The sequence below is a fragment of the Streptomyces sp. NPDC088147 genome (assembly GCF_044741565.1).
GTDB lineage: Bacteria > Actinomycetota > Actinomycetes > Streptomycetales > Streptomycetaceae > Streptomyces.
Genome location: NZ_JBIUSY010000002.1, coordinates 380026 through 400672, shown reverse-complemented (window position 1 = coordinate 400672; position 20647 = coordinate 380026). Strand labels below are relative to the sequence as shown.

Sequence of the window (20647 nt, the reverse complement as noted above, 5' to 3'; positions counted from 1 at the left end):
ACAAAGTTGACCAGTCCCGGGCAGGGCATGGGGCGGTTTTGGTAAAGGTCCCTGTTCAAAGACCTGAGTTTCAGCCGATTCAGGGGTGGGTCAGGGATTGAGGATGACCAAATCGTCTCTGTGTACGACCTCACGCTCGTAGGCGGGGCCCAGTTCGCGGGCCAGTTCACGGGTGGAGCGGCCCAGGAGCTGGGGGATCTCCTTGGCGTCGAAGTTGACGAGCCCGCGGGCGACCGGACGGCCCGCCGTGTCCCGCAGCTCCACCGGGTCACCGGCGCTGAACTCGCCCTCGACGGCGGCGATCCCGGCCGGCAGCAGTGAGGTGCGCCGCTCGACGACGGCCCGTACCGCCCCGTCGTCCAGGGTGAGCGCGCCCTGCGGGGTGGAGGCGTGGGCGAGCCACAGCAGCCGGCCCGCGGAGCGCCGTCCGGTGCGGTGGAAGTACGTCCCGGTGTCCTTGCCCGCGAGTCCGTCGGCGGCGTGGCTCGCGGAGGTCAGCACCACCGGGACCCCGGCCGCCGCGGCGATCCTGGCGGCCTCGACCTTGGTGACCATGCCGCCGGTGCCCACCCCCGCCCTGCCCGCGCTGCCGAGGGAGACGCCCGCCAGATCGCCGGGGCCGCGCACCTCCGCGATCCGGGAGGTGCCCGGGGTGCGGGGGTCGCCGTCGTACAGCCCGTCGACGTCGGAAAGCAGGACGAGCAGATCGGCCCGTACGAGATGGGCGACGAGCGCCGCGAGCCGGTCGTTGTCGCCGAAGCGGATCTCGTCCGTGGCGACGGTGTCGTTCTCGTTGACGACGGGGACGGCGCCCATGCCGAGCAGCTGGTCCAGGGTGCGGTAGGCGTTGCGGTAGTGGGCGCGGCGGCTGGTGTCGTCGGTGGTGAGGAGCACCTGCCCGACGCGTACGCCGTAGCGGGCGAAGGAGGCGGTGTAGCGGGCGACCAGCAGCCCCTGTCCGACGCTGGCGGCGGCCTGCTGGCGGGCCAGGTCCCGGGGGCGGCGCTCCAGCCCGAGGGGGGCGAGCCCGGCGGCGATGGCGCCGCTGGAGACGAGCAGGACCTCCTTCTCGTCACCGCTCCCGGCACCACGTCTGACCTGGGCGAGTACATCGACGAGGGCGTCCACCCGGTCGGCGTCGAGCCCGCCGGACGCGGTGGTGAGCGAGGAGGAGCCGACCTTGACGACGATCCTGCGGGCCTGTGCCACCGCGTCCTGCCGTACCGTCGCGCTCTGCCGTGCCGCTGCCACGTGCTGTGCCTCTGCTCTCACTGTCGGCCACACCTCACCGGCCGACCTCGCGCCGGCTGGTCGTCCGCCGGTCGCTCAGCGTACGCGGGCGACTGCCCGGCCGACGAGGCATTTCAGTGGGTGGGACGGCGCTGGTGGGCCCGTCACCGGCGGCCGGCGGGTCCGTCACCGGCGGCCGGTGAGCCCGTCCTCACGTCAAATCCGCGCCTCCGGCACAACCGGAAGCCGGTGAAGACAGTCTGTCAGGTGTAACAACAGTCGGGAAACATCCCCGCCCGCGCAGCGATAAGCTGGCCTCCACGGCGCCCGCACGCTCGCCGATGGCGGCGACTCCCCCCACTTGTACCCCCCGCGCAACCACACACGAGATGGGCCAATCAGTAATGGCAGTAAAAGTGAGCGTCGTCATTCCGGTGTACAACCCGGGTAAGTACATCGACCCCTGCATCGATTCACTGCTGGCCCAGACACTGCCGGCCGCGGACTTCGAAGTGCTCTTCGTGGACGACGGGTCGACCGACGACAGCCCGGACCGTCTCGACAAGCTGGCGGCCGAGCATCCTCATTTCCGGGTGATCCACATCCCCAACTCGGGCTGGCCCGGCAAGCCGAGGAACATCGGCGTCGCCGAGGCGAAGGGCGAGTACGTCCAGTTCGTGGACCAGGACGACCACATGGCGTCCGACGCGCTGCGACGGCTGTATGAGATGGGTCACCGCAACGGGTCCGACATCGTGATCGGCAAGGTCGCGTCCAATTTCCGGGGCGTCCCGCACGGCGTGTTCAAGAAGAACCGCGAGAAGTGCGACCTGAGCAATGCGCCGCTGTACGACAGCCTCACGCCGCACAAGATGTTCCGTACGGAGTTCCTGCGCGAGAACGGCATCGCGTACCCCGAGGGCAAGCGGCGCCTGGAGGACCAGCTCTACATGATGGAGGCGTATTTCCCCGCCAAGGTCGTATCGATCCTGGGGAATTACACCTGCTACTACTACTCGAAGCGGGACGACGGCCAGAACGCCGGCTCCGCCAAGATCGTGCCGGCCGGCTACTACGGCAACCTGCGCGAGGTCCTCAAGGTCGTCGTGAAGAACACCGAACCGGGTGAATTCCGGGACCGGCTGCTGCGGCGCTTCTACCGGGTCGAGATGCTCGGCCGGCTGAGCGAGCCGTCCGTGCTCAACTACACGCCCGAGTACCTCGACGAGATGTGCGACGCGATCCGTCCGCTCGCCGACGAGTTCATGCACGACGGCGTGCACGACGGCCTGGGCTCGCTGGTCAGACTCCGCTCCACCCTGCTGCGTGCCGACGACCGCCAGGGGCTGCTGAAGATCGCCCGCTTCGCCAAGTCGGTGAAGGGCGCGGCCCGGCTGGATGACTTCGACTGGCAGCCGGACGGCAAGGCCGCGGTGAGCGTGACCGGCCGTCTGGTGCACGGGGAGGACAAGGAGCCGCTGCGGCTGGTCCGCCGTGACAAGCGCTACTTCCTGCACCCGGAGATCACCGAGGGCCTGCTGCCGGACGGTGAACTCTTCGACGTCACCGACGACATGGACAGCTTCAAGGGCGAGATGTCGCTGCGCAACCGCGAGACAGCCGTCGAGTGGCCGTGCGTCGCGGAGTTCACCGCCACGATCGAGTCGCTGGGCGAGGACACGTACGAGGTCGTCCTGCGCGGCACCGGCGAGGTCACGAGCGAGGCGGTCAAGGGCCGCGGCCGGGTCTCCCGCGGCTTCTGGGACGTCTGGGTGCCGCTGCGCGGGCTCGGGCTGGTGCGGAAGGCCAGGCTCGGCGCGGACCGCGCCGCGTCGGTCGACGCCAAGTGCCTTCCCGCGCTGCTCGGTTCGCCCGCGCGCCCGGTGATCCCGTACTTCACGGACCCGCACGGCAACCTCACCCTCGATGTCGCGGGCCGCGCCAAGAAGATGGCCACGTATCTCGCGGACCGGCCCGCGCGGCGGATGCCCGGCAACCGTCCCGAGCTGCGTCTCGATGTGTTCACCGGCACCAAGTCCGGTTCGCAGGCGGTCGAGTTGGTGCTGACCCCGGCGGACGGCAACGCGCTGACCGCGCCGTCCACGCTCCGTCCCGACCAGGGCCGGGCCCACCTCGGCGTCCCCGCCCGGGTGCCGGACCTGCCGGCGGGACCGGCGCGGCTCTCGGTGCGGCTGGACGGGCCGAAGGGCCCCGTGCTGCCGCTCTGCGAGGTGCCGGTGGGCCAGGGCGGCCGGATCCGGCTGGACCAGAGCGGTCTGGACACGGTCGATCCGCTTCTCGTCCGCGAGGTGACGGTGAAGCGCCGCCGGGCGACGCTGCGCCGGGTGCTCCGCTCGGCCGGCGGTCCGATCGTGCGCCGGCTGCCCTCCTCGGCACGCAAGAAGGTGCGCCGTCTCGCCGCCCGTCTCTGACCGGCCGCGCCCTCTTCTCCGAGCAATGAGCGACAAGTACGGCAAGTAACAGAACAAGGACGTGATCACATGCGGCAGCTTTCGGTCGAAGGCGCCTGGGTACATGAGCCGAAGATCTTCCCGGACAGCCGTGGCAGCTTCCACGAGTGGTTCAAGGCCCCGGACTTCACCGAGGCGGCCGGCCACCCGCTGCGTCTCGCCCAGGCGAACTGCTCCGTGTCCAGCCGCGGCACGCTGCGCGGGATCCACTTCGCCGATGTGCCGCCCAGCCAGGCCAAGTATGTGAAGTGTGTGCGCGGCGCGGTCCTCGACGTCATCGTGGACATCCGGGTCGGCTCCCCCACGTACCGGCAGTGGGAAGCGGTACGGCTGGACGATGTGGATCACCACGCCGTCTATCTCGCCGAGGGGCTCGGCCACGCGTTCATGGCGCTGACGGACGACGCGACGGTGGTCTATCTGTGCTCCGAGGGGTACGCCCCCGGGCGCGAGCACGGCATCACCCCGCTGGACCCGGAGCTCGGTATCGAGTGGCCCGAGGGCATCACCCCGCTGCTCTCCGACAAGGACGCGGCGGCGCCGACCCTCGCGGAGGCCGAGGCCCAGGGCCTGCTCCCGTCGTACGAGGACTGCGCGGCGTACTACGCCGAGCTGGCCGCCCGCGGCTGATCCGCACCGGCGCGACCGGCGCATACGGAAGGGGCCCGAGCGATGCGATCGCTCGGGCCCCTTCCGTACGGTCCGCCGGATCAGCCGGTGACCGCCTCGATCTGCCGGCGCAGCGGCGCGAAGGCCGACCGCGAGCGGCGCAGATTCCGGGCGCGGGCCAGACCGGGCCAGAACCCGGCCCCGAGCAGCGCCTCGGGCCGTACCGCGTTCTTACGGACCAGCACCTCTTCGGGCACGTCCTGCGGGTCCGGTACGACGTACTCCTCGATGATCTTGTCGTACGCGTCCTTCAGCACCGTGCTCTCGGGGTTCGCGCCGAAGATGGCCACCACCCCGGTCGGCTCGGTGTCGACATCGACGACCAGCAGGTCGGGGCGGTACCGCCGCAGGACCGTGGCCACCTTGTAGACGTCTCCGGCCCAGAACTTGGTGTGCCGGTCGCGCGCCGCCTCGTCGACATCGCGCGGCAGCATGTCGTCCAGGACGATCACGCTGGACCAGCGGGAGTGCTTCTCGACGTTCATGAAGTCGCGCAGCGCGAACTCGAAAAGATGCATGCCGTCGATGAACGACAGCTCCAGCTTCGGATCACCGCCGAAGAGGTTGACCGGGTCACGCCGGGCGAGCGCGCGGAACGGGTTGCGGCCGTTGCGCAGATGGATCAAGGGATCCTTGCGGGCGAAGAAATCGTCGCTGGTGGCCTTGACCAGATGGACATCGCAGCTGATGTCCGTGACGACCCGGAACGCCGGGTCGACCGCGACCGACGGAACGCGGGACAGAGCCAGGCTGCGGCCGTCATTGACCCCGATTTCCAAGTAGGTGCGGGGCTTGTACACACGGTGCAGTTGGCGCAGGAAGCCGTGGCGATCCACGTAAGGGGCCCTTCACTGAGAATCAACAACCAGGGATTGATTCTCAGTGAACTTAGTGTGCCTCCTGGTTGTACGTAAACATCTACTGGCCAGTAACACCCATTTGGCGCTCAGCCCCGCTCGGCACGCACCAGTGCGGGGAACGCCTCGTCGAGCGCTGTACGCCAGTCACGGATCGGGTCGATCCCCGCGGCCTTCCACCGTTCGTGTCCCAGCACGCTGTACGCGGGCCGGGGCGCGGGGCGCACGAACGCCTCGCTGGTGGTCGGACGGACCCGCTCCGGGTCGGCGCCGAGCAGCCGGAAGATCTCCCTGGTGAACCCGAACCAGGTCGTCTCGCCGCCGCTGGTGCCGTGGTAGACCCCGGCCGGAGCCGTCCCCGCGAGGGCCGCCCGACCCAGCAGGACCAGCCGGTCCGCGAGGTCGCCGGTCCAGGTGGGCTGGCCGAGCTGGTCGTCGACCACGTCGAGGGTGTCCTTGATCCCCTCCAGCTTGATCATCGTCCGGACGAAGTTGCCGCCGCCCGCGCCGTACAGCCAGGCCGTACGGACCACGAAACCGGTCTCCGGCAGGGTGTCCAGGACCGCGCGCTCCCCGGCCAGCTTGGTGCGGCCGTAGGCGCTGCGCGGGGCCGTGGGGTCGTCCTCGCCGTACGGGGTGCGGGCGTCGCCGGCGAAGACGTAGTCCGTCGAGACCTGGACCAGGACGGCGCCGGACGCCGCGCACGCCTCGGCGAGGACGCGGGGTCCTGTGCCGTTGACGGCGAGCGCCTCGGCCTCCTTGGCCTCGGCGTCGTCCACGGCCGTCCAGGCGGCGCAGTTGACCACGACGTCGGGCGTGTGGGCCGCCAGGGCGGCGCGCACCGCACCGGGGTCCGTGATGTCCAGCGCGGTACGGTCCAGGCCCGCCGCGCTCTCCCCGGCCCCGGCGAGCCGGGCCAGCAGATCCTGGCCGAGCATGCCGCCGGCGCCGGTGACGAGCCAGCGGCTCACAGCGCGGCCCGCCCCTTCAGCGGCTCCCACCAGGCGCGGTTCTCGCGGTACCAGGCCACGGTCTCCGCGAGGCCCGTGGCGAAGTCCTTGCGGGGCTCGTACCCCAGCTCCGTACGGATCTTGGAGCAGTCCACGGAGTAGCGGCGGTCATGGCCCTTGCGGTCGGTGACGTACTCGACGCTGGTGTCCCAGTCCGCGCCGCACGCCTCCAGCAGGAGCCCGGTCAGCTCCTTGTTGGACAGCTCCGTGCCGCCGCCGATGTTGTAGACCTCACCGGCGCGGCCCTTCGTGCGGACCAGCTCGATGCCCTGCACGTGGTCGTCGATGTGCAGCCAGTCGCGGATGTTGCCGCCGTCGCCGTACAGCGGGACCTTCTTGCCGTCCAGCAGGTTCGTGATGAACAGCGGGATGACCTTCTCGGGGAAGTGGTGGTGCCCGTAGTTGTTGGAGCAGCGGGTCACCCGCACGTCGAGGCCGTGCGTGCGGTGGTACGAGAGCGCGATCAGGTCGCTGGACGCCTTCGCCGAGGAGTAGGGCGAGTTGGGCTCCAGCGGGTGGGTCTCCGGCCAGGAGCCCTCGTCGATCGAGCCGTAGACCTCGTCGGTGGAGATGTGCACGAAGGTCTTCACACCGGCGCGGTGCGCGGCGTCGATCAGCGTGTGCGTGCCCACGACGTTCGTACGGACGAACTCCGCGCCGCCGTCGATCGAGCGGTCCACGTGCGACTCCGCGGCGAAGTGCACCACCTGGTCGTGCTCGGCCATCAGCTTGGCGACCAGCTCGGGGTCGCAGATGTCGCCCTGGACGAAGGAGAACCCGGGGTGGTCGCGGACCTCGTCGAGGTTGGCCGGGTTGCCCGCGTAGGTGAGCTTGTCGAGCACGGTCAGCTCGACATCGCCGGGGCCCTGGGGACCCAGGACCGTACGGACGTAGTGCGAGCCGATGAAACCGGCACCGCCGGTCACGAGAATCCTGTCGGTCATGAGGAGATCTGCACCTTGCTGTGGTCACCGAGGACGAGTCGGTGGGCGGACGGGTTTCGGGGCGCGGGGGTGATCTCGACATCGCGGCCGATCAGCGATGCCTCCACCCGGCGCACGCCGGTGAGCGAGGAGCCGCGCAGAACGATGGAGTACTCGATCTCGCTGTCCTCGATCCTGCACCCTTCGGAGACCGAGGTGAAGGGACCGATGTAGGCGTCGCTGATCACCGTGTTCTCGCCGATGATCGCGGGACCGACGATCCGGCTGCCGGTGACCCGCGCGCCCTTCTCGATCCTGACCCGCCCTATGATCTCCGTCGCCTCGTCGACGCTGCCGTCGCGGCACGGCTCGACGGTCTCCAGCACCGAGCGGTTGACCTCCAGCATGTCGGCGACATTGCCGGTGTCCTTCCAGTAACCGGAGATGGTCGTGGAGCGGACGTCGCGCTTCTGGTCGATCAGCCACTGGATGGCGTGTGTGATCTCCAGCTCACCGCGCCAGGAGGGCTCGATCGAGCGCACGGCCTCATGGATGGCCGGGGTGAAGAGATAGACGCCGACGAGCGCGAGATCGCTCTTCGGCTCCTTGGGCTTCTCCTCCAGGGCCACCACCCTGCCCGCGCCATCGAGTTCGGCCACGCCGAAGGAGGTGGGGTTGGGGACCTTCGTGAGCAGGATCTGCGCCTCGGGGCGGTCCTCGCGGAAGCCGTCGACCAGGCCCGTGATGCCACCGACGATGAAGTTGTCACCGAGGTACATCACGAAATCCTCCTCGCCCAGGAACTCACGGGCGATCAGGACCGCGTGCGCCAGCCCGAGGGGGGCGTCCTGCTGGAGGTAGGTGACCTTTATACCGAATTGCGAACCGTCGCCGACCGCCTCGCGGATCTCCGCGGCGGTGTCGCCGACGATCACGCCGACCTCGGTGATCCCCGCTTCGGCGATGGCCTCGAGCCCGTAGAAGAGCACGGGCTTGTTCGCCACGGGGACCAGCTGTTTCGCGGAGGTGTGTGTGATGGGGCGCAGACGGGTACCCGCCCCGCCGGACAGTACGAGAGCCTTCACTATCCCTATCCCTGCTGAGATTCCGATGCTGTCCGGGCGTCGCCCGACAGTCCGATTTTACCTACGATTTCCTGTGCGGCCCGCCGCCCGTCACCTCAGGAGAGTGAACCGGTGCATACGGGGTGCGCGGAAGGGCGCTCAGGCGTGCGCGGATGCGCGCTCGCGGGCCCCGCGCGGGCGGACGCGCGGGCTCGTGCCGGCGTACCACCCGGGCACGACTCCCCCGCACCGCCTCCTGGGCGTCCCAACTCCTCATGATCCGAGCCGGGTTGGCAGCGAACCGTGCGACCGCTGCACGGCCAGGGCCCGCACCTGCGTACGCACCCGGCGCGCCACTCTGCGCGCCAGCGACTTGCGCCGGCGTACGGCCTTGGGCGCCTCTATGCGCCGCAGCCCCGGCTTGCCGAGCCAGTCGGGCACGGTCACCTCGTACGAGGCGTCCCGGAGGCCGCTCCCCTTGTCGCCGAAGTGCGGGAAGACGAGGTAGGGCGTACGAGCCCGGCCCCGGTGGACCACCTCGGGCACGGTCTCCGCCCTGATGAAGGCCAGCATGTCCGCCAGCAGATCGAGCCGGCCGAGCGCGACGCACTCCAGCCGGAGTCGTTCGTTGACCTTGATGCGCGCGGCCACGCCGGGCGTCCAGTACCGCTCCATCAGCGGCGCCACCAGCTCCATCTTGTGCTGCCGGATCCGCTCCGGCTGCTTGAGCATCCCGTGGCCGAACTGCTGGATCAGTCCGACCGTGAAGGGTCTGACCATCAGCCGGTCGCGCTTCGGGCCAGCCGGCACCAGCTCGGCGATGAGCGCCATGAGGGCGCCCGTGGCCTCGAAGCGGAGCGTGTAGTCACCGGTCTTGGTCGCGTGCTTGCCGTCGTCGCGGCCGACCAGGTAGTAGCAGGTGTAGTCGGCGACGACCGAGACGCCGTTGCCGCGTACGTACGCCTCCATCGTGAACAGGGCGTCCTCGCCGGTCTTCAGTCTCTCGTCGAACCGGAGCCCCAGCCGCTCGATCAGTTCGCGGCGGAAGAGCTTCTGCGCGCTCAGCGTGTAGACGACCTGCGAGCCGTAGACGTCGACGCGCTCGACCGTACGGCTCCACATCGAGCCGGGAGCGCCCCGGTTCACCCCCTCGACCCTGCCGAGCACCACGTCCGTACCGGCGCGGTCGGCCATGGCGACCAGGCGCTCCAGCGCCTCGGGGCCGAAGTAGTCATCGGCGTCGAGGAAGAAGACGTAGCGTCCGCGCGCCATGCCGATGCCGACGTTGCGCGGCCCGCTGGGGCCGCCCGAGTTGACCTGGCGCACCACTCTGGTCGGGATCGCCGTCCGCGCGGCGAACTCCTCCAGGTACTCCCCCGAGCCGTCGGTCGAGCCGTCGTCGATGGCGACGATCTCGATGCGGTCGGAGCCCAGCGTCTGGGCCTCGACCGACTCCAGGCAGCGGATCAGATAGGGCATCGCCTCATATGCGCCGACGATCACACTGACGTCAGGAACAGACATAATGTTCATCGCAATTCAAGACAAGAGACATCGAAAGTTGGTTGTCTCGTCGTGACGACCGGCACGTGTGATGCCCGTCACGCTTGAATTCCGGAATCGTGAGCACGGCAAAGGCCCGGCAGTACGCCCGTGGGCGCCCTGCCGGGCCCGATAAGCCGCTGGGCCGTGTCTTCAGCCCCCTACGGGCGAGTCCTCGGCCCGGGGCTCGGACGGCGCGGAGTCGTCCGGCGCGGGGGCCGCCTCCGGCTCCGCGAGCCGCTGCTCGACCCCCACGTTGCGGGCCAGCGACTTCGCCGCCAGTGCCCGCGTCGCCGCGTCGAACTGCTCGATCGAGGTCGGCTCGTCCGGACCCAGCAGATAGCGCTTCAGCTCACGACGGGCCTCGGCCAGCGGGTCGGCGGACGGGTCCGTGACCGCCGCGAGCAACTGGTCCAGCTCCTTCGCGCTGTTGGAGAGGATCACGGCGGCCCGTACCGCGGTGTTCTGCCGCTTGAACTCCTCCGCGCCCAGCTCCGCCGAGTCGGTGACCGCGTACGGCTTGCCGCTCGCGATGAAGTCCGACACGACGCTGGAGATGTCGGAGACCATGGCGTCCGACTCGTTGAAGCAGTCGTACAGGGCGGGCTCCGAGCCGCTGATGACCCGGTGCTCCCACCAGCCGAAGGAACGCCAGTACGCGCCGTTCCACTCGCGCCGCAGCCGCGTCAGCTCCGCCTGCCTGGCCGGGTCGGCCTTGGCGTCGCGCGACTCCTCCGCCTCGTCCCTGCTCGCGTCGGCCCCGCCGGACAGCTCGGTCAGCCGGGCGCCGATCCGGGCCAGCTCGGTCCGCGCCGCGCTCTGCTCCTCGCGGAGCCGGGCCGCGTCCTCGGCCCAGCGGGCGTCGGTGGCGCGCTCGGCGGCGGCCTTCTCGACCAGCGCGATGATCCGCTCGTGCACGGCCTTCGCCTTGGCGCTGCGCGTACCGGTGAAGGGGTGCGGCTTGTACAGCACCCTGACGGGACGCTCGGCCTTCAGCAGCCGCTTGACGATGTTCTCCCCGGCCAGCAGCAGCGAGGTGTTGCCGGGGCTGTCGTCCCAGCCCTCCCAGGTGGGCGCGTACAGCACCGTGGGGACGGGGTTCCTGGTCGAGCCGCCCGCCGGCTCGATCGGGGCCAGCTGCGGGCGGCCCACCTCGACGATGTCCTCGTCCCGCACCCCCACATCGGCCAGCGCGTAACGGTCGCGCCCGGCCCGGCCCGCGGTCCACACCTCGTCGTACGCCTTGCTGTACGGGTTGACGGAGGCCAGCTTGTCGCTGTCGCCGTGCCCGATGAAGACATGCTTCATGGTCGGGACGCGCAGCATATGGATGTTCTTGCCGACGTTGGCCGCGTAGAGCGCGACCCGGACCGTCGAGAGATCCAGATTCATCAGATGCACACCGCCGGGGACACAGAGCACCGGCACGGCCGTCGGGCCCAGCTGCTGTGCGATCACGCGCTCGCGCAGGACGATCAAGGGCCGCCCGTCGAGCTGCCCCATCGTCTCCAGCCACATGTTGACCTGGTACGCGGACTCCTTGGAGCCGGAGAAGTACAGCATCACGGTCGGCCGGTAGTCGGCCAGCCAGCCGTCCACCGCCTTGAGCACCTTCTCGGCGTTGGGCACGAGCCGGCTCGGCCGCAGATACGGCAGCAGCGCGAGGATGTAGCCGACGGCGAGGAGCACGCTCAGGCCGAGCCCGGCGAAGCCGTAGAGGTTGTCGCGGGTCTGGAGCGTGATGATCACGCCGACCATGGCGAAGAGGTCCAGGTGGAGCATCTTCTCGGCGGAGCGGCTGAGCAGCCAGCGCGGCGGGGCGTCGGGGATCCGGATGGCGCCGAGGTCGATATTGCGCGTGACCACGGGCAGCCTGCGGCGCAGCCTGAGCAGGGTGACGATCGCGCCGTGCGGCGCCTGGAGCCCGTAGAACACGAGCACGGCGACGACGGTCACATAGAAGATCCGGTCCTCACCGAGGCCCGAGCGCGCGACCAGCAGCACCAGCAGCATCTGCCGGATCAGGAAGCGGATCGACAGACCGGCCCGCACTTTGGCGAGCCGGTTCACCAGATAGCTGCCGCGCTGGTGCAGAAACGTGTCCGCGAGATAGGTCACCGCCGCGGCCGCGGCGAAGAACCAGATATTGGGAATTATCGCGGCGAGCATGACGCACGGGAAACTCAGAACCAGAAGAAGTGCGGCTGCCAGCTCTGATCCGCTGCCCACCCGGGCCAGGCGAATAGCTGTCGAAATCACGGAATACCTGCTCCAGACCGTGCCGGCTGATAGGACCTTGCGACGAAAATGTGAAGAGAGAACTTCACGAACTCGGGCCTCCGTGATTCGCGCGTCGGCGACCACAGAGGCCCGTGTCAAAGATTGTCAAGAATTATTACACATCTTCCTGACGGTCCAGGACGGCGGCCAGAGCCTGCTCGAAGTCCGAGGCCTCGGAGGCACCGCGGGTCGGGTCCTGCTGCCGTACGTCGATGACATGGCCGGTCAGCTCGGAGAGCAGTACGTCGAGGGAGGTCCTGGCGACCGCCTCGGAGGAGAGCAGCGAGCCCTCCGGCTCCTGGCCGAACGCCTTGGTGCGCATCGGCGTCGCGGTGCGCTCGGGATTCACGCAATTCACTCGGATTCCCTCGCCGGCCCATTCGTCGGAGAGCGCCTGGGTGAGATTCACCATGGCCGCCTTCGTGGACGAGTAGAGGCTGTACTCCGCGCGGCCCCGGGTGTAACTGCTGGAGGTGTAGAGCAGCAGCTGGCCCTTGGTCTCCACCAGGTACTTGTACGAGGCGCGCGCGATCTGCACCGGCGCCAGGTAGTTGACGTTCAGCGCTTCCTGGATGGTGGTGTTGTCCGTCTCGGCCAGCTTGCCGATGCGCAGTACGCCCGCGGTGTTGATCACGTAGTCGATACGGCCGGTCTCGGCGTAGGCGCGTGACAGCGCGTCGTCGACGTGCTCGGGGTTCTCGACATGCGTACCGGTCGTGGAGCGGCCCAGCGCGTACACCGTGGCGCCGAAGGACTCGGCGAGCTGCGCGATGTCCGCGCCGATGCCGTACGAGCCGCCGAAGACGACCAGGGTCCTGCCGGCCAGCAGCTCGCGGTAGGAGTCGTCGGACGACTGCTGCGGAGCGGCGGCGGACGCCAGCTGGAAGAGCTTGTCGGCGATGAACACATCGACCGGCTGCGTGACCTTCATGTTGTACTCGTCGCCCGCGACGACATAGATCGGCACGTCCGGCAGGTACTTCAGCACCACGGAACAGTCGTCGGTGGCCTGGAAGTTGGGGTCGCCGGCGGCGATCTCGTACGCCCTGCGGATGGTGGAGAGCTTGAACGCCTGCGGGGTCTGGCCGCGCCGCAGCCGCGACCGGTCGGGGACGTCCGTGATGAACTCGCCGTCGCCGCCGTGCGTACGGGTCACGATGATCGTGTCCGCGGACGGGATGGCGACGTCCACGGCCTGGTAGCGCTCCAGCGCGTCCACACAGTCCTTGATCACGCGGTGCGACAGCAGCGGGCGCACGGCGTCGTGGAACAGGACGTTGCGGTCCTCGCCCGCCGCCAGGCCCTCGCCCAGGGCGGCGATGGCGCGCTCGGTGGTCTCGTTCCGGGTCGTGCCGCCCTCGATGACCCGGGTGACCTTGGCCAGCCCGGCCTTCGCGACGATCTTCTCCACGTCGGGTACATAGCCCGGTGCCATCAGCACGATCACATCGTCGATCGAGTCACTCCGCTCGAAGATCGACAGCGTGTGCTCGATGACCGCCTTCCCCGCGATCTTCAGCAACTGCTTCGGGATCGACAGGCCCACACGCTGGCCGGTTCCGCCCGCCAGGACGACAGCGGTGGTGCGGGACTTCGTGGGCGACGCGGATGTTGCAGACACAGGACTGACCTACCTTGCGGGCTCAGAGGATGTAGCGATGGTCCCACCCGCGGCAATCCTCGTGCAAGGTGGACCACAACCCCGCGACACCGGTACGCAACCCCTGATTCACCTGCGAAGACCGATGCGCCAGTGGTTCGGCGCCGGGAGTCGTACGTGAAGGACACCACACAAGTTTCACGTCGGAGCACGGTGGCTCCCATATGAGAGCCTACGCGACGCACCCCCGCGGTCACCCAGCGCGACAACGGCCCGGGTGACCACGGAGAACAGCCGTGATCACCCGGGCCCGCGAAGATCGACCGGACAGGGCCCGGAACCGGAGAGGCCCTGGAAAACCGGCGAGGCCCTAGAAGGGGTCGAACTCGTCGTACGCGCGCTGCGCCTCGTCGCGTTCGGCGTCCCGGTCCCTGCGCCGCTGCGCCGCCGGACGGGGCGCCTCGAGACGGTGGTCCTCACCACGGCGGCCGAGCATCTCCGCGCCCGCCATCATCGTCGGCTCCCAGTCGAAGACGACCGCGTCGTCCTCGGGCCCGATGGCCACCCCGTCGCCCGACCGCGCGCCGGCCTTCATCAGCTGCTCCTCGACCCCGAGCCGGCTCAGCCGGTCCGCGAGATAGCCGACGGCCTCGTCGTTGCTGAAGTCGGTCTGGCGGACCCAGCGTTCGGGCTTGTCGCCGCGCACCCGGTAGAGCCCGTCCTCCTCCAGGGAGACGGTGAAGCCCGCGTCGTCGACGGCCTTCGGACGGATGACGATCCGGGTCGCCTCCTCCTTGGGCTTGTCCGCGCGGGCCTTGGCGATGATCCCGGCGAGCGCGAAGGACAGTTCCTTGAGGCCCAGGTGGGCCACGGCCGAGGCCTCGAAGACGCGGTAGCCGCGCTTCTCCAGATCGGGACGGATCATCTCGGCGAGATCCTTGCCGTCCGGGATGTCGACCTTGTTGAGGACGACGATCCGCGGCCGGTTGTCCAGGCCGCCGTACTGGGACAGCTCCTCCTCGATCACATCGAGGTCGGTCACCGGGTCGCGGTCGGACTCCAGCGTGGCCGTGTCCAGCACATGCACGAGGACGGAGCAGCGCTCGACATGGCGCAGGAACTCCAGGCCCAGACCGCGGCCCTGGCTGGCGCCCGGGATCAGACCGGGGACGTCCGCGATGGTGTAGACGGTGGAACCCGCCGTCACCACACCCAGGTTGGGGACGAGCGTGGTGAACGGGTAGTCCGCGATCTTCGGCTTGGCCGCGGAGAGCACGGAGATCAGCGAGGACTTGCCGGCGCTCGGGTAGCCGACGAGCGCCACATCGGCGACCGTCTTCAGCTCCAGCACGACATCGCCGCTGCGGCCCGGCTCACCGAGCAGCGCGAAGCCGGGGGCCTTGCGGCGGGCCGAGGCCAGCGCTGCGTTGCCGAGACCGCCGCGACCGCCGTCGGCGGCGACGAACGTGGTGCCCTCGCCGACCAGGTCGGCCAGGACGTTGCCCTTGCGGTCGAGGACGACCGTACCGTCGGGCACCGGCAGAACCAGGTCCTGGCCGTCCTTGCCGGAGCGGTTGCCGCCCTCGCCGGGCTTGCCGTTGGTGGCCTTGCGGTGCGGCGAGTGGTGGTAGTCGAGCAGCGTCGTCACCGACTGGTCGACGACGAGGACGACATCGCCGCCACGGCCGCCGTTGCCGCCGTCGGGACCGCCCAGCGGCTTGAACTTCTCACGGTGTACGGAGGCGCAGCCGTGGCCTCCGTTACCCGCGGCGACATGCAGCTCGACGCGGTCCACGAAGGTGGTCATGGGGATTGCCTCCAGTACATACGGAAATGTCATACATGCAACACGCGAAGGGCGGACCCGCTTCCCGTCACCGGGAAGTGAGGTCCGCCCTCGCGAAGAACCGTGCTACAGGCGCCTGATGCTCAGTGCTCAGGCGACCGGAACGATGTTCACGACCTTGCGGCCGCGGCTGGTGCCGAACTCCACCGCGCCCGCGTTCAGCGCGAACAGCGTGTCGTCGCCGCCACGGCCGACGCCGGAGCCCGGGTGGAAGTGCGTGCCGCGCTGGCGGACCAGGATCTCACCGGCGTTGACGACCTGACCGCCGAAGCGCTTCACGCCGAGCCGCTGAGCATTGGAATCGCGCCCGTTCCGAGTGGACGATGCGCCCTTCTTGTGTGCCATGTCTCCTCAGTCCCTTACTTCGCAGCCGCGGGGATACCGGTGACCTTGATCGCCGTGTACTGCTGACGGTGACCCTGGCGACGGCGGTAGCCCGTCTTGTTCTTGTAGCGAAGGATGTCGATCTTCGCACCCTTGTGGTGGTCCACGATCTCCGCCGTGACCTTGATGCCGTCCAGCACCCACGGGTCGCTGGTGACGGCCTCGCCGTCGACCACGAGCAGGGTCGAGAGCTCGACCGTGTCGCCAACCTTGGCCGTGGGAATCTTGTCAACCTCAACGATGTCGCCGACAGCAACCTTGTGCTGGCGACCACCGCTGCGCACGATGGCGTACACGCGGATCTCACTCTCGCTCGGAACGGAACCTCTGATGCCAGCCGCTCGCACGGGCCGGGGCCCGTGACGATTCCTGACAGGACGAGCGGCCTCCCCCGGAAATCCGGGAGGTGGGTGCTCAGAGGTGGGCGCGCATAGGAACACACCGAAGGTTTAGAGTACGGGGCCCCTGTACAGGGGGTCAAACCAGCTCCCCGCGTCCCCGGTCGCCGTACGGGCTCACGCTCGGGCCGTACGGCGACCGGGGACGACGGCGTCAGTCCTCCGTGGAGGCGGTGACGCCGGAGGGCGTCGTACGCTCGGCCGCCGCGGTCTTCTTCGTCGTCGACTTGGCCGTCTTCTTGGCCGTCGTCTTCTTCGCCGCGGTCTTCTTCGCCGTCGTCGTCTTCTTCGCGGCCGTCTTCTTGGCCGTGGTGGCCTTCTTGGCCGTCGTGGCCTTCTTGCGGACCGCCTTCTTGGCCGGGGCCGCGGGCTCCTCGGCGGCCGGTTCCCCGGCCGTGGCGGGCGCGTCGGCCGCGACCGGCTCCTCGGCCCTGGCGGGCTCCACCACGACGATCGCCGCGTCGTCGGCGCCCGAGGGCGAACCGGCCGGAGCGGTGACCTTGCGGGTCGCCCTGCGGCGCGCCCTGGGCGGAGCCGCGACCGGCGCCTCTTCGGCGACGGACGCCTCCGCCACCGCCGGTACGACCGGCTCGGGCACGGTCTCGGGCTCGGCGGACACGGGGAGGACCACCTCGGCGGCGGTCTCCGTGTCGGCGGCCTTCGGCGAACCGGCCGGGGCCGTCGCCTTGCGCGTGGCCCGGCGGCGCGTACGCCCCTTGGGGGCCGCCTCCTCGGCGGGCGCCTCCGGCCCGGCGGCCGGAGCCACGTCCGCTGCCGCGACCGGAGCCGGTGCCTCCACCGGCGTCCCGGCGGCCGGGGCCTCGGTCCCGGCCGCCTGCGCCTGCGCCGGCGCCGCCTCCGGCTCCGGCACCGACTCGGCGGTCCTCGGCGAACCCGCCGGGGCGGACGCCTTGCGGGACGCCCGGCGGCGCGAACGGCCGCGTACGGACGCCTCCGCCTCCGCCACGCTGCTGAACAGCTCCTCGTCCGGCGCGAACGTGTCGGACAGCGGCTCGGCGAGCGCGACCGGAGCCGCCACCTCCGCCGCTACCTCGGCCTCTGTCTCGGTCTCCGCGCTCTCGACGTGCTCATGCTCGTGCTCGTGCTCCGTACCGGCGGCGCCACCGCGACCGCGCTTCTTGGAGCGCTTGCCGTTGCCACCGCCACCGGCCGCCGTGGGCTGCTCCATGTGCACGATCACACCGCGCCCGTTGCAGTGGACACAGGTCTCGGAGAAGGACTCCAGCAGCCCCTGGCCGACCCGCTTACGGGTCATCTGCACCAGACCCAGCGAGGTGACCTCGGCGACCTGGTGCTTCGTACGGTCCCGGCCCAGGCACTCCAGCAGGCGCCGCAGCACCAGGTCCCGGTTGGATTCGAGCACCATGTCGATGAAGTCGATGACGACGATGCCGCCCAGGTCGCGCAGCCGCAGCTGGCGCACGATCTCCTCGGCCGCCTCCAGGTTGTTCCTGGTGACGGTCTCTTCGAGGTTGCCGCCCTGGCCCGTGAACTTCCCGGTGTTGACGTCGACCACGATCATGGCCTCGGTCTTGTCGATCACCAGCGAACCACCGCTGGGCAGCCAGACCTTCCGGTCGAGCGCCTTCATCAGCTGCTCGTCGATGCGGTACGTCGCGAAGACGTCGACCTCGCTCGTCCAGCGCGACAGCCGGTCGGAGAGGTCGGGCGCGACGTGCTCGACATAGCCGTGGATGGTCTGCCACGCCTCGTCACCGCTGACGATGACCTTCGAGAAGTCCTCGTTGAAGATGTCGCGGACGACCCGGACGGTCATGTCGGGCTCACCGTAGAGAAGCGTCGGGGCGTTGCCGCTCTTCGACTTCTTCTTGATGTCCTCCCACTGCGACTGGAGCCGCTCGACGTCGCGGCGCAGCTCGTCCTCGCTGGCGCCCTCCGCGGCCGTACGGACGATGACGCCCGCGTCCTCGGGGACGATCTTCTTGAGGATGGTCTTCAGCCGGGACCGCTCGGTGTCGGGCAGCTTGCGGCTGATACCGGTCATCGAGCCCTCGGGCACATAGACCAGATAGCGGCCGGGCAGCGACACCTGGCTGGTCAGACGCGCGCCCTTGTGGCCGATCGGGTCCTTCGTGACCTGCACGAGCACCGACTGGCCGGACTTGAGGGCGGTCTCGATCCGGCGCGGGCCGTTGGCCATGCCCAGCGCCTCGAAGTTGACCTCACCGGCGTAGAGGACGGCGTTGCGTCCCTTGCCGATGTCGACGAAGGCGGCCTCCATCGACGGCAGTACGTTCTGGACCTTGCCCAGATACACGTTGCCGACGTAGCTGGTGGCTTGCTCCTTGTTGACGTAGTGCTCGACGAGCACGTTGTCCTCGAGAACGCCGATCTGGGTGCGCTCGCCGTTCTGGCGGACGACCATCACGCGCTCGACGGCCTCACGGCGCGCCAGGAACTCCGCCTCGGTGATGATCGGCACCCTGCGGCGGCCCTGCTCGCGGCCCTCGCGGCGGCGCTGCTTCTTGGCCTCCAGACGGGTCGAGCCCTTGATGGACTGCACCTCGTCGGAGCTGGTGCTCAGCTCGCGCTCTTCCTTCTTGCGCGGCTCGCGGACCTTGACGACCGTACGCTCCGGGTCGTCCCCGCCGGACTCCGCCTCGGAACCGCCGTCACCACTGCGACGGCGCCTGCGCCGGCGGCGCCGGCTGCTGGAGGAGCCACCGCCCGAGGGGGCCTCGGACTCGTCGTGGTCCTCGTCCGCCTCCTCGTGCTCGGCCGTGTCCTCGTCCTCGGCGTGGGCCCCGGACTCGTCCTGCTCGTCGGTGGTGTCCTCGGCGTCCGCGGACTCGCCGCGGCGACGGCGACGGCCGCCCCGGCGGCGGCGCCGCGAAGGACGGTCCTCGTACTCGTCGGAGTCGTCGCCCTCGGCGGACTGCTCCGTGTCGGGCTCGGCCGCGGGCTCCTCGGCGTGCTCCTGCGGCGGCTCCGCGGCGGCCCGGGGGGCGGGGGCCTCCACGGGCTCGGCGGGCTCGCCGCGACGGCGGCGCCGGCGGCGGCCCGAGGGCTCCGGAGCGGCGGCGGGCTCGGGCACCGCCGCGGTCCGCGTCTCTTCCTCGGTCTCGTCGAGGTCCTCGGCGTCGTCCACCGGCGGGACGGCGGCGGCCATGGCGGCGGCCGTCTCCGGGGTCTGGAACATCGGCTCGGTGAAGACGGGCGCGCGGAAGACGGCCACGGCGGGCCGGGTGGCGCGGCGACGCGAGCGCTCGGGCGCCTCGGTCTCGCTCTGCGCGGCCTTCGGCGCGGGCTTCTCCTCCGCGGTGGTCTCCGGAGCGGCGGCGCGGCGGCGCGTACGGCCACGCGTGGCGGCCTTCTCGGCGGCCTCGACCTCGGTCCCGTCGGCGGTGATCTGTGTGACGGCGCCCTGCGGCAGGCTCTCTCCCGCCGAGGCTCCGTTGCCGTTGCCGTTGCCGTCAGCCGTGCTCGCGGTCGCGGTCGCCTCGGGCGCACCGGCGGGGGCGGTGGCCCTGCGGGTGGCGCGGCGGCGCGTACGGCCGGCCGGGGCGGTCTCCTCGGCGGGGCTCTCCTCGGGCGTCACGGCCTCGGCGGCCACGGCCTCGGGAGCCGCGACCTCGGTGACCTCGGGAACCGTGACCTCGGGAGTCTCGGCGGCGACGGGCGCGGGAGCGGCGGTCTTACGGGTGGCACGACGGCGCGCACGCGGCGCGGCCACCGGCTCCGGCTCCGGCTCCGGCTCTGGCTCCGACACAGCGGACTCAGGCGTCTCAGCGGCCTCGGCGGTCACCTCAGGAGCGGGGGCAGCGGTCTTACGCGTCGCACGACGACGCGCACGCGGCGCGGCGACCGGCTCCGACTCCGGCTCCGACACGGCGGGCTCCACGGCCTCGGGCGTCGCGGCGGTCTCCACCGGCTCGACGGTCACCTCAGGCGCGGGAGCGGCGGTCTTACGGGTCGCACGGCGACGCGCACGCGGCGCGGCCACCGGCTCCTCCGTCACACCCGTACCGTCGTTCGCGACCGCCCCCGCGGCCTCGGCGGCCGGCGCGGCCTGCGCCTGTGCGACGGTCTCCGTGACGCTCGTGGCGTCCTCGGTCCCCGCGGCAGCGGCGGGCGGTCCCGCCGGACGGGACGCGGCGCGGCGCCTGCGGCGCGGCGGCAGCGTGTCGCTGGGTGAGTGGTTGTCTTCGTTGGTGTCCCCGGGGGTGCCGGGTTCAGTGGGCTCAAGCATGCGGGCGGTTCTCCCGTCACGCTCCCGGGCGCCACGCCTGATTCCGGTCCGGCCGCGGCTCGCGCGCTGCGCGATTGCCGCCGTCCGGGGCGCGGGCGCCGCACGGGAGCTGTTATGTCTGGCTCGCCGGTTCCCTACGCGA

14 protein-coding genes are annotated in these 20647 nt (G+C 70.2%); 2 read left to right on the top strand and 12 right to left on the bottom strand.

The annotated features are described in order from the left end of the window. Positions 1-90: 90 nt before the first annotated feature. Positions 91-1209 carry a glutamate 5-kinase gene (gene proB, locus ACIOGX_RS07050; protein ID WP_356508802.1) on the bottom strand — a complete coding sequence of 373 codons (1119 nt, stop codon included), beginning with the start codon at positions 1207-1209 and terminating at the stop codon, positions 91-93. 437 nt (positions 1210-1646) lie between these two features. Between proB and ACIOGX_RS07045 the strand changes: the two genes are divergently transcribed. Together ACIOGX_RS07045 and rfbC are read left to right on the top strand one after the other, a co-directional pair. Then, the gene (locus tag ACIOGX_RS07045) at positions 1647-3662 is read left to right on the top strand and encodes a glycosyltransferase family 2 protein (protein ID WP_401910973.1); all 2016 of its coding nucleotides are present in this window, start codon (positions 1647-1649) and stop codon (positions 3660-3662) included. Positions 3663-3731: 69 nt separating this feature from the next. After that, positions 3732-4331: a dTDP-4-dehydrorhamnose 3,5-epimerase gene (rfbC, locus tag ACIOGX_RS07040; RefSeq protein ID WP_129771096.1), complete on the top strand. Its 600-nt coding sequence runs from the start codon at positions 3732-3734 to the stop codon at positions 4329-4331. A gap of 80 nt (positions 4332-4411) precedes the next feature. Here rfbC and ACIOGX_RS07035 read toward each other — a convergent pair whose 3' ends face one another. The 11 genes from ACIOGX_RS07035 to ACIOGX_RS06985 form a co-directional block, all read right to left on the bottom strand. Next, positions 4412-5206 (bottom strand): class I SAM-dependent methyltransferase, encoded by a 795-nt coding sequence (locus tag ACIOGX_RS07035; RefSeq protein ID WP_129771097.1) that lies wholly within the window; start codon positions 5204-5206, stop codon positions 4412-4414. Between the two features lie 110 nt (positions 5207-5316). Further along, complete coding sequence (rfbD, locus tag ACIOGX_RS07030; RefSeq protein WP_356508276.1) at positions 5317-6198, bottom strand: dTDP-4-dehydrorhamnose reductase; 882 nt, start codon at positions 6196-6198, stop codon at positions 5317-5319. Continuing rightward, a complete protein-coding gene (gene rfbB / locus ACIOGX_RS07025; RefSeq protein WP_356508278.1) occupies positions 6195-7181 on the bottom strand; it encodes a dTDP-glucose 4,6-dehydratase in 987 nt (328 codons plus the stop codon). Before rfbB ends, rfbD begins: the two co-directional genes overlap by 4 nt. Next, on the bottom strand, positions 7178-8245 hold the full coding sequence (locus ACIOGX_RS07020; protein WP_356508280.1) for a glucose-1-phosphate thymidylyltransferase: 1068 nt from the start codon (positions 8243-8245) through the stop codon (positions 7178-7180). Before ACIOGX_RS07020 ends, rfbB begins: the two co-directional genes overlap by 4 nt. A 252-nt stretch (positions 8246-8497) precedes the next feature. After that, a complete protein-coding gene (locus tag ACIOGX_RS07015) occupies positions 8498-9757 on the bottom strand; it encodes a glycosyltransferase family 2 protein (protein ID WP_401910968.1) in 1260 nt (419 codons plus the stop codon). Between the two features lie 162 nt (positions 9758-9919). Next, positions 9920-12025: a hypothetical protein gene (locus tag ACIOGX_RS07010; protein WP_401910965.1), complete on the bottom strand. Its 2106-nt coding sequence runs from the start codon at positions 12023-12025 to the stop codon at positions 9920-9922. A 136-nt stretch (positions 12026-12161) separates the two neighbouring features. Next, on the bottom strand, positions 12162-13667 hold the full coding sequence (locus tag ACIOGX_RS07005) for a bifunctional cytidylyltransferase/SDR family oxidoreductase (RefSeq protein WP_356508286.1): 1506 nt from the start codon (positions 13665-13667) through the stop codon (positions 12162-12164). Positions 13668-14016: 349 nt separating this feature from the next. Beyond that, positions 14017-15453, bottom strand: a complete 1437-nt coding sequence (obgE, locus tag ACIOGX_RS07000) for a GTPase ObgE (RefSeq protein WP_356508288.1) — start codon at positions 15451-15453, stop codon at positions 14017-14019. Positions 15454-15582: 129 nt separating this feature from the next. Further along, positions 15583-15837, bottom strand: coding sequence for a 50S ribosomal protein L27 (rpmA, locus tag ACIOGX_RS06995; protein ID WP_030352365.1), 255 nt, complete (start codon positions 15835-15837; stop codon positions 15583-15585). 14 nt (positions 15838-15851) lie between these two features. Beyond that, positions 15852-16172: a 50S ribosomal protein L21 gene (gene rplU, locus ACIOGX_RS06990; protein ID WP_030352366.1), complete on the bottom strand. Its 321-nt coding sequence runs from the start codon at positions 16170-16172 to the stop codon at positions 15852-15854. A gap of 256 nt (positions 16173-16428) precedes the next feature. Further along, the gene (locus ACIOGX_RS06985) at positions 16429-20505 is read right to left on the bottom strand and encodes an Rne/Rng family ribonuclease (protein WP_401910960.1); all 4077 of its coding nucleotides are present in this window, start codon (positions 20503-20505) and stop codon (positions 16429-16431) included. Positions 20506-20647 lie beyond the last annotated feature (142 nt).